The 13410-nt window shown below is 66.8% G+C and carries 12 protein-coding genes; 5 read left to right on the top strand and 7 right to left on the bottom strand.

The features are described 5' to 3' along the window. Positions 1 to 28: 28 nt before the first annotated feature. Positions 29 to 859: a lysophospholipid acyltransferase family protein gene (locus AB4Y79_RS17705; protein ID WP_441864557.1), complete on the bottom strand. Its 831-nt coding sequence runs from the start codon at positions 857 to 859 to the stop codon at positions 29 to 31. Between the two features lie 111 nt (positions 860 to 970). On the opposite strand from AB4Y79_RS17705, the gene AB4Y79_RS17700 reads away from it, so the two are divergent. Genes AB4Y79_RS17700 through AB4Y79_RS17690 form a run of 3 tightly spaced genes read left to right on the top strand, consistent with a single transcriptional unit; the run spans position 971 to position 3121 of the window. Further along, a complete protein-coding gene (locus AB4Y79_RS17700; RefSeq protein ID WP_441864554.1) occupies positions 971 to 1759 on the top strand; it encodes an alpha/beta hydrolase in 789 nt (262 codons plus the stop codon). Then, complete coding sequence (locus AB4Y79_RS17695; RefSeq protein WP_441864551.1) at positions 1756 to 2565, top strand: alpha/beta hydrolase; 810 nt, start codon at positions 1756 to 1758, stop codon at positions 2563 to 2565. The genes AB4Y79_RS17700 and AB4Y79_RS17695 overlap by 4 nt, the downstream gene beginning before the upstream one ends. Next, complete coding sequence (locus AB4Y79_RS17690; RefSeq protein ID WP_441864549.1) at positions 2552 to 3121, top strand: hypothetical protein; 570 nt, start codon at positions 2552 to 2554, stop codon at positions 3119 to 3121. Before AB4Y79_RS17695 ends, AB4Y79_RS17690 begins: the two co-directional genes overlap by 14 nt. Positions 3122 to 3138: 17 nt before the next feature. Here the strand turns inward: AB4Y79_RS17690 and AB4Y79_RS17685 are convergent, their stop codons facing one another. Beyond that, complete coding sequence (locus tag AB4Y79_RS17685) at positions 3139 to 4230, bottom strand: ROK family glucokinase (protein WP_441864546.1); 1092 nt, start codon at positions 4228 to 4230, stop codon at positions 3139 to 3141. Positions 4231 to 4401: 171 nt separating this feature from the next. On the opposite strand from AB4Y79_RS17685, the gene AB4Y79_RS17680 reads away from it, so the two are divergent. Continuing rightward, on the top strand, positions 4402 to 6210 hold the full coding sequence (locus AB4Y79_RS17680; protein ID WP_441864543.1) for an AMP-dependent synthetase/ligase: 1809 nt from the start codon (positions 4402 to 4404) through the stop codon (positions 6208 to 6210). A 65-nt stretch (positions 6211 to 6275) separates the two neighbouring features. Here the strand turns inward: AB4Y79_RS17680 and AB4Y79_RS17675 are convergent, their stop codons facing one another. Then, positions 6276 to 9674 carry a pyruvate carboxylase gene (locus AB4Y79_RS17675; RefSeq protein WP_441864540.1) on the bottom strand — a complete coding sequence of 1133 codons (3399 nt, stop codon included), beginning with the start codon at positions 9672 to 9674 and terminating at the stop codon, positions 6276 to 6278. A 302-nt stretch (positions 9675 to 9976) separates the two neighbouring features. On the opposite strand from AB4Y79_RS17675, the gene AB4Y79_RS17670 reads away from it, so the two are divergent. Continuing rightward, on the top strand, positions 9977 to 10795 hold the full coding sequence (locus tag AB4Y79_RS17670; RefSeq protein ID WP_441864537.1) for a ParA family protein: 819 nt from the start codon (positions 9977 to 9979) through the stop codon (positions 10793 to 10795). A 68-nt stretch (positions 10796 to 10863) separates the two neighbouring features. On the opposite strand, the gene AB4Y79_RS17665 is transcribed toward AB4Y79_RS17670, so the two are convergent. The 4 genes from AB4Y79_RS17665 to AB4Y79_RS17650 all read right to left on the bottom strand — a co-directional run bounded on the left by AB4Y79_RS17665 (position 10864) and on the right by AB4Y79_RS17650 (position 13408). Further along, on the bottom strand, positions 10864 to 11457 hold the full coding sequence (locus tag AB4Y79_RS17665) for a MerR family transcriptional regulator (RefSeq protein WP_018763528.1): 594 nt from the start codon (positions 11455 to 11457) through the stop codon (positions 10864 to 10866). A gap of 231 nt (positions 11458 to 11688) precedes the next feature. Further along, entirely contained in the window at positions 11689 to 12192 is a 504-nt protein-coding gene (locus AB4Y79_RS17660) for a bifunctional nuclease family protein (protein WP_018763527.1), read from the bottom strand. Then, complete coding sequence (gene ftsR / locus AB4Y79_RS17655; protein ID WP_441864532.1) at positions 12192 to 12908, bottom strand: transcriptional regulator FtsR; 717 nt, start codon at positions 12906 to 12908, stop codon at positions 12192 to 12194. Before ftsR ends, AB4Y79_RS17660 begins: the two co-directional genes overlap by 1 nt. 23 nt (positions 12909 to 12931) lie before the next feature. Beyond that, on the bottom strand, positions 12932 to 13408 hold the full coding sequence (locus AB4Y79_RS17650; RefSeq protein WP_441864529.1) for an FHA domain-containing protein: 477 nt from the start codon (positions 13406 to 13408) through the stop codon (positions 12932 to 12934). Positions 13409 to 13410 lie beyond the last annotated feature (2 nt).

Genomic DNA, 13410 nt, shown 5'->3' with positions numbered 1-13410 from the left:
CACAACGGCACCGGAAACCCCGATGCCGTTACCTGGCGGCGGATGTCCCGGCGTCGTCCTCCGGTGCAGTACTGCCTTCCGCCGGTACCTCCGGGCCCGTACCGCTGCCGTGGACGAATTCGCCTTCGCCGGCGGCCGGTGCGGCCAATGGCTCCGCTGCCGCCCTCGGTTCTGCAGGCTTGCCGGCAAGCCGGAGCTTGACGACGGCGGCGTACTCGTCCACATACTCCTGGCCCGACAGCCGCATCAGGTTGGTCATGATCTCGTCCGTGATAAGCCGCTGCACGGTGCGGTCTTCCGCCTGGTCACGGTACTGGCTGAAGTCCAGCGGTTCGCCGAAGATCATGCCGATCCTGCGGATGTTGGGCAGCCGCTTGCCGATGGGCTGGACTTTGTCGGTGCCGATCATGGCAACGGGAATAACCGGAACGCCCGCCTGCAGCGCCAGCCGGGCCACACCCACTTTCCCGCGGTACAACCGGGCGTCCGGGCTGCGCGTGCCCTCGGGGTAGATGCCCAGCAGGCCGCCGGAGGTAAGGACGTCCATCCCGGCATTCAGGGACGCCGCCGAGGCCGCGCCACCGGACCGGTCCATGGGCAGCTGGTTGGTCAGGCGGAAGAACGCCGCCGTCAGCCTGCCCTTGATCCCGGTTCCCGTGAAGTACTCCGATTTGGCCAGGAAAACCACCGGACGGCGGACCATGAGCGGCATGAAGATGGAATCCGAGAACGACAGGTGGTTGGAGGCGATAATGGCGGCCCCCTGCACCGGGATGTTGTCCAGGCCCTTGACCCACGGCCGGAAAAGCAGCTTGATCACCGGACCGAGGAAGATCCTTTTCATGACCCAATAGAACACGTAGCGAACCTCTCCGGAAGGCGGCTTCCAGCCCCTGCGTCGGGCCTGGCCAGCGATTCAATGCAACCCTACTCTAGTGAGATTTGGCGGGAACAGTGACACGATGGAGTCATGACTGAAAGCAGCATCCCGCCCCGTCCGGCCGCTTTCAGCTATCCAGGCCGCGGCCCCAATGCGCGGATTGGCATCGCCATCTGCCACGGGTTCACCGGCAGCCCCTTGAGCGTGATGCCGTGGGCACTGCACCTGGCGGACCAGGGATACGCGGTGTCCGTCCCCTTGTTGCCCGGGCATGGAACGGACTGGCGCCAGCTCGCCCGGACGGCGTGGCAGGACTGGTACCGCAGCTACGAGGAAGCTTTCCTGGACCTTTCCGCGCGGACGGACATGACGTTTACCGCCGGCCTGTCCATGGGCGGCGCGATCGCCCTGCTCGCGGCCTCCCGCCACCACGTTTCGGGGGTCACCATCGTCAACCCGGGGCTGAGTTTCTATGACCGCCGGGTGCGCGTGATCGGCGTCCTCAAGTACTTCCAGCGGACCACGGTTCCCCTCCAGGAGGACCAGACCGGGGCACCAGCCACGGACGACGGCGACTATTCGCGGACTCCCCTGGCTGCCGTGCATGAGCTCAAGAAGCTCTTTGGCGCTGCCACGCGCGGGCTGCCGAGGGTGGACGCCCCGGTCCAGGTCTTCAAGTCGCGAACGGATGCAGTGGTCCCGCCAACATCCCTGGCCCTGCTGGAAAAGGGGCTGCGGGGAAACCTCGCCGAGGTCGTGGATCTTGCCAGCAGCGGACATGTGGCTACTCTGGACGTGGACGCACCCGCGATCTTCGAAAAATCGGAAGCATTCGTCGCCGCCCACGCCCGCCGCACCAGTACCTTGGAGACGCCATGACCTCCGGCCCTGACCACAGCCCCTTCTCGAGCGCCTTCAGCGGCGAAGGTCCCCGCACCGGAATCGTCCTCTCCCATGGCTTCACGGGAAGCCCACATGGTCTGCGGGCCTGGGCCACGGCGTTCGCCGCGGCCGGTTTCGCTGTCCGGATGCCGTTGCTTCCGGGCCACGGGACGTCGTGGCAGGACCTCTCCCGGACCCGCTGGCAGCAATGGCACGGTGCCCTGGATGAAGCTTTCCTCGAGCTTGACTCCGAGTGCGACCGGGTTTTCGCCGCCGGCCTGAGCATGGGCGGGGCCCTGGCCCTGCGGATTGCGGCCACCAGGCCCGTTGCGGGAGTGGTCCTGGTGAACCCGGGCCTGGTGGTCGATGACCCCCGCGCGCCGCTGGCGGGCATCCTGAAGCTGGTCCTGAAGAGCACCCCGTCCATTGGCAACGACATCCTCAAAGCAGGTGTGGAGGAGGGCGCCTACGCACGCACCCCGGTGGCGGCCGCCCACGAACTCAACAAGATGTTCAAGGACACCGTCCGGCTCCTCCCCCGGATCACCGCCCCCGTCCAGGTCTACCGCTCAACCGTGGACCATGTGGTGTCCGATGCCAGCATGGCCGTCCTGCGGCGCGGGCTGACCAATGCGCCACTGGACGTGGTCCCGCTGGAGAACAGCTACCACGTCGCCACCCTGGACAACGACGCGGAGCTCATCTTCGAGGGCTCGGTGGACTTCATCCGGCGGGTCCTGAACACCGCACCACCGGCCAGTCCCGCCACGGCAGGGCAGGAGGGCCGCAATGAACAGGCATGATCCGGGCCAGCCGGACCCGGGGGCCAGCCAGGACGACGCCGTCTGGCTGGACCTGGTGGCACGCCTCGAATCGGACGCCGTGGCAACGCGCCCTGATACCCCTGCAGGCGGACAGCTGCCACCATCCGGGACAGCATCCGAAACCCCGAAAACGCACCAGCCGCCCTCATTCCGGGACTTTGATCCCCTGGGCCTGGCCGGGATGCCGCCTGCCGAGTTATCGGCGGCGGAGCGCCAGGCGGCAGCCGCCGGCGGCACGGGCGCAGAGCCTGCCGACCCCTCCGATGGCCCCCGGGACTATGAGGTGGACGACGACGGCGGTGAGTTCGTGCCCGAGGAGCCGCCCAGCCTGGCCGGTACCGATCCCCTGACCATGCTGGCGTGGCTTGGGGCGGTCGGCGGACCGGTGGCGTTGCTGTTGTCGGCAGTGTTCTGGCGGTCAGCGCCCCTGCTGGCCATCGTCGGCATTGTTGCCGTCTTCGTGCTCGCGACCGTGTACTTGATCATGAAGCTGCCGCAGGAAAAGAACGGGGACGACGACGGCGCGCGGGTCTAGCAACCCCGCCGGGCCGGTCAGCTGCGGACGCGGCTGCTGACGCGGGAGAGGTCCGCGGCACCGATCAGGCCCGCGTTGGGGCCAAGGGCTGCCAGCTCGATGCCCGCCTCGGGCCGAAAGCCACGGCCGGTGAGGTTCCGTGCGAACGCCTTGCGGGCCGGCTCCACCAGCAGGTCACCCGCCGAGCACAAGCCGCCACCAATCACGAACAGGCCCGGATCCAGGGCCGCGGCCAGGTTGGCCAGTCCCAGGCCAAGCCATTCGCCGACTTCCTCGAGCAGCTCGCGCGACGCACGGTCGCCTGCCAGGGCCAGTTCCGTGACGATTGCACCGGTGATGGCTTCAGAACGGCCGCCGACGGCCGCCAGGAGGTCCTGGGCTACGGGTGAATTTGCCCGGGCGAGGAGCCGTGCCTCCCGGCCCAGGGCGTTGCCCGATGCGTACTGTTCCCAGCATCCGCGGTTGCCGCACTCGCACCGGTGGCCGCCGGGCATGATGATCTGGTGGCCGAATTCGCCGGCGACTCCGAAGCGGCCGCGTTCCACCCTGCCGTCCATCACCATCGCCCCGCCGATTCCGGTGCCCAGCGTGATGCATACCAGACGGTCCTCCCCCTGGCCGGCGCCGAAGCGCCATTCGGCCCAGGCCGCAGCATCGGCGTCGTTGGTCAGGAGCACCGGGCGGCGAAGAAGCCGCTGCAGGTTCTCTCGGAGAGGCTCGTTGCGCCAGGCCAGATGCGGGCTGAAGAGGACGGTTCCGCCTGCCAGGTCCATCCAGCCGGCGGCACCGATGCCCACCGACCAGATGCGGTGGCCCCGGCCCAATTCCTCGACGAGTTCCACGATGACCTGCTCCACCGCCCGCGGGTCCGTTCCCGGCGTGGACCGGCGGGCCTCGCTGAGGATCCGGCCTTCGGAGTCCACGACGCCTGCGGCGACCTTGGTTCCCCCGATGTCGATCCCAATGGCCAATCCCTTGCGGCCGAGGCGGAGGTGCCCACGGACTCCGCCGCCTTGCAGCTGTCCGGCGCGGTGGGTGACGGGACGGCGGCGCCAGGGAGCCGGTCGTCCAAGGGGGCCGGCCTGGTCGCCGGGCAACGGTCCGTACATAGTCCACCATTCTAGGCGGCCGGCGGAATTGTCTTGACATACACCGCCGCGCGCGGGGCTGATTGACGGCTAAGTTACTCGCCAGTAGGTTTGTGTACTGCACGGTCCCGCCAGGGGTATTAGTCTTTAGGCAAACCCCTGCGCGGGACTTCAGATATCAAAGGAGCTACAGTGCGCGAATTCAGTGTTCCGCCCCTGGTTGTTGTCCCACCCGAATCCAACATCACCGACCTGGTGTTGCGGCAGGCAGGCAAGGCCAGCAACCCGGCACTGTTTTCACGCCTTGATGCCGCAGGCGCCTGGCAGAACGTGGCCGCCACCGAGTTCCTGGCAGATGTCAGGGCACTGGCCAAGGGCCTGATCGCCAGCGGCGTCGCTGCAGGCGACCGGGTGGGCATCATGTCCCGCACCCGCTACGAGTGGGCCCTGGTCGACTTCTCCATCTGGTTCGCCGGGGCGGTTTCGGTCCCCATCTATGAAACATCCTCCCCGTCCCAGGTCGCCTGGAACCTCGGCGATTCTGGTGCGGCGGCCGCTTTCGGCGAATCCGCGCACCACGAGAACATCATCCGCCAGGCCGTCACGGCCGAGGGGCTCACCGACGTGCAGCACGTCTGGCAGCTTGAGGGCCAGGGACTGGACGCCCTCCGGGACGCCGGCCGGGACGTCAGCGATGAAGAACTCGAAGCGCGCCGCAGCGCAGCGAACCTTGGCGACGTCGCCACCATCATCTACACCTCCGGAACCACGGGACGGCCCAAGGGCTGCGAGTTGACGCACGGAAACTTCGTGGAGCTCTCGGACAACGCCTTGGCCATCATCGGCGACATCGTCCATGAGAACGCCAAGACCATCATGTTCCTGCCGATGGCCCACGTGTTCGCCCGCTTCATCTCGGTGCTGGCGATGGCCGCAGGTACCACCGTGGCCCACACCCCTGACATCAAAAACCTCCTGGGCGACCTGCAGAGCTACGAGCCCACCTTCATCCTGGCGGTCCCGAGGGTCTTCGAGAAGGTCTACAACTCTGCGCTGACCAAGGCCGAGGACGGCGGCAAGGGCGCCATCTTCCACCGGGCGGCAGAAACCGCCATCGCATTTTCCAAGGCGCGCCAGGACGGCCGGGTGGGGCTGGGCCTGAAGCTGCGCCACGCGGTGTTCGACAAACTGGTCTATGGCAAGTTGCGGGCGGCGATGGGCGGACACGTTGCGCACGCCGTGTCCGGCGGCGGCCCCCTGGGCGAACGGCTGGGGCACTTCTTCCAAGGCATCGGACTGCAGGTGCTCGAGGGATACGGCCTCACGGAGACCACTGCTCCCATCACTGTCAACACTCCGTCCCGGATCAAGATCGGATCGGTGGGCAAGCCGCTGCCGGGCAACGCGGTCAAGATCGCCGACGACGGCGAGATCCTGGCCAAGGGGGTCTGCGTCATGCGGGGCTACTACCGGCGGGACGACCTCACCGCCGAGGCGTTCACGGACGGCTGGTTCCACACCGGCGACATCGGCCGGCTGGACGAGGAAGGCTTCGTCTGGATTACGGGCCGAAAGAAGGAGATCATCGTCACCGCCGGTGGGAAGAACGTCATCCCGGCGCTGCTTGAGGACCAGATCCGGGCTGATGCCCTGGTCTCCCAAGTCCTGGTAGTGGGCGACAACAGGCCGTTCATCGGCGCCCTGGTGACCCTGGACCAGGAAGCACTGCCGGGCTGGCTCCAGCGTCACGGGCTGCCAGCCGGCACCACCTTGGAGCAGGCGGCCGGGAACCCAGTGGTCAAGGCGGCCGTCCAGGACCTGATCACCGCAGCAAACACGTCGGTGTCCCAGGCCGAGGCCATCAAGTCCTTCCGCATCGTCCCGGCAGATTTCACCGAGGCCTCCGGGCACCTGACCCCCTCCATGAAGGTGAAGCGGGCCCAGGTGATGAAGGACTTCGAAACGGTCATCGAGGAAATGTACTCCGCCCCGCGTTCGTAGCAAGGCGCCACCACGACGAGGGGGCCTCCCGTTGCCGGGAGGCCCCCTCGTTGTTGCGCGGGCTGTTACTGCTCGATCACCAGCAGCAGGTCTCCGCCCTGGACCTGCTCCACGGCCGAGATGGCGAGGCGGGAAACCTTGCCGCCCACCGGCGTCGTGATTGAAGCTTCCATCTTCATTGCTTCAATCGTTGCCACGGTGTCTCCGGCCTGGACCGTGTCGCCCGGCTTGACGGTGACGGTGACGGCACCGGCGAAGGGTGCGGCCACTTGGCCGGGCTGGCCGGGATCGGCTTTTTCGGCGGCCTTGACGTTGCTCACCACTGAACGGTCGCGGACCACGACCGGCCGCGACTGGCCGTTGAGGGTGCACATGACGGTGCGCATGCCCTTTTCATCCGGCTCCGAGACGGCCTCCAGGGAAGCGATCAGCCGGACACCGCGCTCCAGCTGGATTTCGTGCTCGGTACCCTGCTGGAGCCCATAGAGGTAGTCACGGGTGTCCAGCACGGAGATGTTGCCGTAGGTGTCCACGCTCTTCAGGTAGTCCTTGGTGGGTCCGTCGAAGAGCAGCCGGTTCAGCGTATGCTGGCGGGTCTTCGAATCGGACTTCAGGGCTGCGCTGTCCTCGGCGCTGAGCTCGGCGTCGCGGACCTTCACGCTCCTGCCCTGCAGGGCCTTGGTGCGGAAGGGCTCGGGCCAGCCTCCGGGAGGATCACCGAGCTCGCCGGACAGGAAGCCGATGACGGAGTCGGGGATGTCGTAGTTCTGCGGGTTCGCTTCGAAGTCCGCAGGATCGGCGTTGAGGCCTACCAGGTGCAGGGCGAGATCGCCCACCACCTTGGACGACGGTGTCACCTTCACCAGGTGGCCCAGGATTCGGTCCGCGGCCGTGTACATGTCCTCGATCGCTTCGAACCGCTCCCCCAAGCCCAGGGCCATGGCCTGCTGGCGGAGGTTGGACAACTGGCCGCCCGGGATTTCGTGCTTGTACACCCGGCCGGTGGGGCCGGGCAGGCCGGACTCGAACGGCGCGTAGACGCGCCGGACCGCTTCCCAGTACGGTTCCAGCGAGCTGACGGCGTCCAGGCTGATGCCGGTGTCACGCGGCGTGTGGGCCAGGGCTGCAACAAGGGCCGACGCCGAGGGCTGGCTGGTGGTGCCGGCCAGCGATGCCGCAGCCACGTCCACGGCGTCAACTCCGGCGTCGACTGCGGCGAGCAGGGTGGCCAGCTGGCCACCTGCGGTGTCGTGCGTGTGCAGGTGGACGGGCAGGTCGAAGCGTTCCCGGAGGGCGGCAACGAGTTTTGCCGCCGCCGCGGGGCGCAGCAGGCCCGCCATGTCCTTGATGGCCAGGATGTGGGCTCCGGCGTCGACGATCTTCCGCGCCAGCTCCAGGTAGTAATCCAGGGTGTAGAGCTTCTCTTCCGGGTCCAGCATGTCGCCGGTGTAGCAAAGCGCCACCTCGGCCACGGCGGTGCCCGTGGCCCGGACCGCCCGGATGGCAGGGGCCATCTGGCTGACATCGTTCAGGGCGTCGAAGATACGGAAGATGTCGATGCCGGTGGCGGCGGCCTCGTTTACGAAAGCCTCCGTCACTTCTTCGGGGTAGGGCGTGTAGCCAACGGTGTTGCGGCCCCGCAGGAGCATCTGGATGCACACGTTCGGCATCGCCTTGCGCAGTGCCGCCAGCCGGTCCCAGGGGTCCTCGCCCAGGAAGCGGAGGGCGACATCGTAGGTTGCCCCGCCCCAGGCCTCGACGGACAACAGCTGCGGGAGCAGCGCCGTGACCGCGGGCCCGGCGGCGACGAGGTCGCGGGTCCGGACACGGGTGGCCAGCAGTGACTGGTGCGCGTCGCGGAACGTGGTGTCCGTGACGGCGACGGCGGTCTGCTCGCGCAGTGCCTTGGCGAAGCCTTCCGGGCCCAGCTCCAGGAGTTTCTGGCGCGACCCCGGTCCCGTCTCCTTGCCCTTGACGTCCGGCAGCTTGTCGGCGGGATTGGAGTGCACGGTCAGCTCACCGTTGGGCTTGTTGACGGTGACGTCGGCCAGCCAGGTGAGGAGCTTGGTGCCGCGGTCGGCCGAGACACGGGCCTTGAGCAGCTCGGGGCGCTGGTCGATGAAGTTGGTGGCGACATCGCCTGCAATGAAATCCGGGTCATCGAGGACAGCCTGGAGGAAGGGGATGTTTGTGGAAACACCGCGGATGCGGAACTCGGCCAGGGCACGGCGGGCACGTGCCACTGCTGCCGGGTAGTCGCGGCCGCGGCAGGTGAGCTTGACCAGCATGGAGTCAAAGTGCGGGCTGATCTCGGCACCGGAGTAGACCGTGCCGCCGTCGAGCCGAACCCCGGCGCCGCCGGCCGAGCGGTAGCCGGTGATCTTGCCGACGTCGGGCCGGAACCCGTTGGCGGGATCCTCGGTGGTGATGCGGCTCTGCAAAGCTGCGCCGCGCAGCTTGACGGTGTCCTGGGAAAGCCCAAGGTCGGCCAGGGTCTCACCGGAGGCAATCCGCATCTGGGCCTGGACCAGGTCCACGTCCGTGACTTCCTCGGTGACGGTGTGCTCCACCTGGATGCGCGGGTTCATTTCGATGAAGACGTGCTGGCCTGCCCGCTCGCCCTCGGTATCCACGAGGAATTCGACCGTGCCGGCGTTGACGTAGTTCAGGGCCTTGGCGAACTTCACGGCGTCCCGGTACAGGGCCTGCCGGATTCCCTCGTCGAGGTTGGGAGCGGGAGCGATCTCGATGACCTTCTGGTGCCGCCGCTGGATGGAGCAGTCACGCTCGAAAAGGTGCATGACGTTGCCCTCGGCGTCGGCGAGGATCTGCACTTCGATGTGGCGCGGGCGCAGGACGGCCTGCTCCAGGAACATGGTGGGGTCACCGAACGCCGCATCTGCCTCGCGCATGGCGGACTTCAGGGCCTCGGGCAGGGCTTCGCGGGTATCCACCCGGCGCATTCCGCGCCCGCCGCCACCCGCCACAGCCTTGGCGAAGATGGGAAAACCAATCTCGTCTGCGGCGGCCAGCAGCTCGTCCAGATCCTTGGAAGGCTCGCTGGATTTGAGCACGGGCACACCGGCCTGGCGGGCAGCCTTCAGGGCGGCCACCTTGTTGCCGGCCAGCTCCAGCACTTCCGCGGGCGGACCTACAAAGGTGATGCCGGCTTCCTTCGCCGCACGGGCAAGCTCCGGGTTTTCGGAGAGGAAGCCGTAGCCCGGGTAGATGGCGTCCGCGCCGGATTCCTTCGCAACCCGGACCACCTCTGCCACGTCCAGGTACGCCCGGACCGGGTGCCCTTCCTCGCCGATCAGGTAGGCCTCGTCCGCTTTCTGGCGGTGGATCGAATTTCGGTCCTCCTGCGGAAAAACGGCAACGGTCTTGGCGCCCAGCTCGTAGCCGGCGCGGAAGGCCCTGATCGCGATTTCACCGCGGTTGGCCACCAGAACTTTGGAAAACATACTTCTCCTGCATCATTGCGGGGTGGATCGATGAGTGGTCACAGTGTCTAGGACCTACAAGGACAAACACAAATCTTTGTGGCCACCATCACAGATTTCCCCGTCATGTCCCGAACGCTTTCAGCCTGGCTGGCGGAAACCGCCCCGGCAGCACAGTCGGTGCCATGCCGACGCCTGATAAAGCAGGATTCGCCGACGCATCAACATATGATGAGTAGGGCGGCAGGACCGTCCGGCTTCGGCTCTGCCGAGGCAAACATTACCCCCAACACGGCATCCGGCGTTAGGTTTTGGTCTCTCAAGTGCAAGTAGTCAGCATCAGCAGCCTCAAGGGTGGAGTCGGCAAGACTTCCGTCACCACAGGATTGGCGTCTGCGGCGCTTGCCGCCGGAGTACGCACGCTGGTGGTGGACCTGGATCCGCACGCCGACGCCACCACCGCATTGGGTGTCCAGCCCGCAGACCAGCTTGATATCGGCCGGATGCTGAAGAGCCCCCGCCGGGCGAAACTGGCCGAGAATGTGGTGCGAAGCAGTTGGGCGGACCGTACGCCCGCCAATGGTTCCGGGCCCGCTGTCCTGGACGTCGCCGTCGGCTCCGCCTACAGCGGTATCTACGACCGACCGGACCTTGGCCGCCGCGACCTCCGCAGGCTTTCCGCCGTACTCGCGGGCGCCGAGGACTACCAGCTGGTCCTGATCGATTGCCCACCGTCCCTCAACGGCCTGACACGGATCGCGTGGGCAGCCAGCGACAAGGTTGCCCTCGTCGCAGAGCCGGGCCTGTTCTCGGTGGCCGGCACGGAGCGCACCATGCGGGCCATCCAGCTGTTCCGGCAGGAGTTCGCGCCCAACCTTTCGCCGGCAGGCATCGTGGCCAACCGGGTCCGCACGGGCTCCTCCGAACACACTTACCGGCTGGCGGAGATGGAGTCCATGTTCGGTGAACTCCTGCTGAGCCCGCGGATCCCGGAACAGGCCAACTGGCAGCAGATCCAAGGCGCAGCCCACCCCGTCCACCACTGGCCCGGTGACTCGGCCAAGTCCGCAGCCGGGTTGTTTGACGACCTCCTGGCCAACCTTATGGCCGCCGGCAGCAGCCTGCGCAGCCGCACCCGCTAGGAACCCGTTCCCAACGAGTAAGGGCCACCCTCCGTCCGGAGGGTGGCCCTTACTCGTTGGAACTTGTGTCAGCTGATCTTCCGCGCTGCACGCCGCTTGCTCAGTTCGTCGTCGGGAAACGATTGTTCGGCAGCATGTTCGCTGGGCAGCGAGGCGAGGCTGCCTTCGACTTCCCGCCAGACGCGCCCCACGGCAATGCCGAAGACGCCTTGGCCGCCCTGGACGAGGTCGATGACCTCATCCGCGGACGTGCACTCGTAAACGCTGGCGCCGTCGCTCATGAGCGTAATCTGGGCCAGGTCCTCCACGCCGCGTTCCCGGAGGTGTTCGACGGCGGTCCGAATCTGCTGGAGGGACACCCCGGTGTCCAGGAGCCGCTTGACGACCTTGAGGACCAGGATGTCGCGAAAGCCGTACAGCCGCTGCGAACCGGAACCGGCGGCGCCGCGGACGGCGGGCTCCACCAACCCGGTCCGTGCCCAGTAGTCGAGCTGCCGGTAGGTGATGCCTGCGGCCTTGCACGCCGTGGGGCCGCGGTAGCCTGCGTCCTCGTCCAGTACCGGAAGGTCCTCGGTGAACAGGAGGCCCTGGGCACCGCTCACGGGCACAGCAACACCGGCCGTGGGCTGTTTCAGCCCGCCTGCTTCGCCTTTGGGACTCACCTGGATCCTCCTTGTCGTACGCTCCCAGGAACTCTTTAAGGCAGCTTCGGCATGAAGACCATGCGTGTAATTGTCGCGGGGCGCACTTTCCAGTGTGACTTGCGCGGCTGCCGTAAGCAAGGGAACTTGATACTTCGACGTTAGGCCCGGCAGGTCCCGAGGTCAAAGACGTTGAGTGGTTGGAAGAGGCGTGTCGAAACTTTCAGCCTCAACTTTAACCTTAACGTGACCTTAGCCGTCGAAATCCTCAGGCTCCACGTCGTCAAGGAACTCGCGGAAGCGGCGCATTTCGCGCTCCTCGTCGACCGTGGGCCCGGGCTCGGTGTCCTCCCCCTCGTCGTGCTCGGTGATGCGCACGCCTGCCTCGTCCATGACCGAATCCGCGCACCAGATACGGCACTTGGCACGGAGCGCGATGGCCAGTGCGTCGGAGGCCCGGGAGCTGACGGTGGTCCCGTTCTCGAACTGCAGCTGGCCGTAGAAAATGTTGTCCTCCACGGCCACGATGTTGACGCTGACCACGGAGTGCCCCAGCGACTCCACCACGTCCACGAGGAGGTCGTGCGTCATGGGCCGGGGCGGGACCACGCCCTGCTGGGCCAGTGCAATGGCACTGGCCTCGGGCGTGCCGATCCAGATGGGGACGTGGCGTTCGCCGTGCATCTCCTTGAGCAGGACCAGCGGCTGGTTGGACGGCAGTTCGATGCGAACGCCTACGATCTCTACTTCAATCATCAGATATCCATGCGTGAGATGTGGTCTTGCACCAGGGCCCGGTGCAGGGTGAGGCAAAGATCGCTGATCTCACGGGCCGCTTCGGCGGCCCGCGCCTGCGATGCCGGGTCCTTGCGCGAGGCAAGCGGCGCGACAGCCCTTTCCACCAGGCCAAACTCCCTCTCCGCCGCCGCCTGGAAAGGACGCAGGTGGCGGGGCTCCAGCCCATGGCTTTCCAGCTGTACGCATGCGCGGGCAACATGGAGGGCATGCTCATCGAACTGGCCGTTGCTGTGGCTGATGAGGCCGAAGCTCAGGAGCGACTGCAACAGGGGGACGCTGGCTCCGGACTCGGTCCGAAGCTGTTCCTCGCTCAGTTTCCGGCCGCGGTTCTGCAGCTCGGCCGCAAGTTCGTCCGAGACGATGCGCGGGGACACCACGACGCCGGGCGGCAGGTTCTCCGGCCGCTCTCCCCTGTCGATCGCGTCAAGGTAGTCCTTGATGACTTTCAGGGGCAGGTACTGGTCGCGCTGCAGGGCCAGCACGAAGCGCAGCCGCTCGACATCGCCGTCGGAATACTGGCGGTAGCCGGCCGGCGTGCGGCGTGGATTGATCAGCCCCTTTTCCTCAAGGAACCGGATCTTCGACGCCGTCATGCCCGGGAAGTCGGGGCTGAGCTGGGCGAGGACTTCGCCGATGTTCAGGACCTGGGGGCCCCGGCGTTCCGGTTGTGCCATTGCCACAGGCAGTGGTCCCCGGTTCAGCTGCGGCCTGCAGCCGTGGCAGGGCTCAGGTAGAAGGTGAGGCGGAACTTGCCGATCTGGACTTCACTGCCGGACTTGAGCTCAACGCTGTCCACCCGGTCGTGGTTGACGTAGGTGCCGTTGAGGCTGTTCTTGTCCACGACTTCGAAACTGCGCGCGGTGCGCCGGAATTCGACGTGCCGGCGCGAGACCGTGACGTCGTCCAGGAAGATATCCGCATCCGGGTGGCGGCCGGCGGTGGTCACGTCCGAATCCAGCAGGAACCGGGCACCGGCGTTCGGGCCGCTGTGGGCCACCAGCAGCGCGGAACCGGCAGGCAGGGCCTCCACGGAGTTGCGCTCGTCCGAGGAAAGCTTCGGGGCGATGGTGGGTTCAGAGGTGACGGGGGTGAGATGGATTGAGGTGGTCTCCGACGCCTTAGCCGCACCCGTGCCGTAATCCCCATCGGCAGGGTTGTGTCTGTGGCCAGCCATGG

This window comes from Pseudarthrobacter sp. YAF2 (assembly GCF_052113345.1).
In the GTDB taxonomy this organism is placed as follows: Bacteria; Actinomycetota; Actinomycetes; order Actinomycetales; family Micrococcaceae; genus Arthrobacter.
Note: the sequence above shows the minus strand (reverse complement) of the source record. Positions and strands in the feature narration are given on the sequence as shown.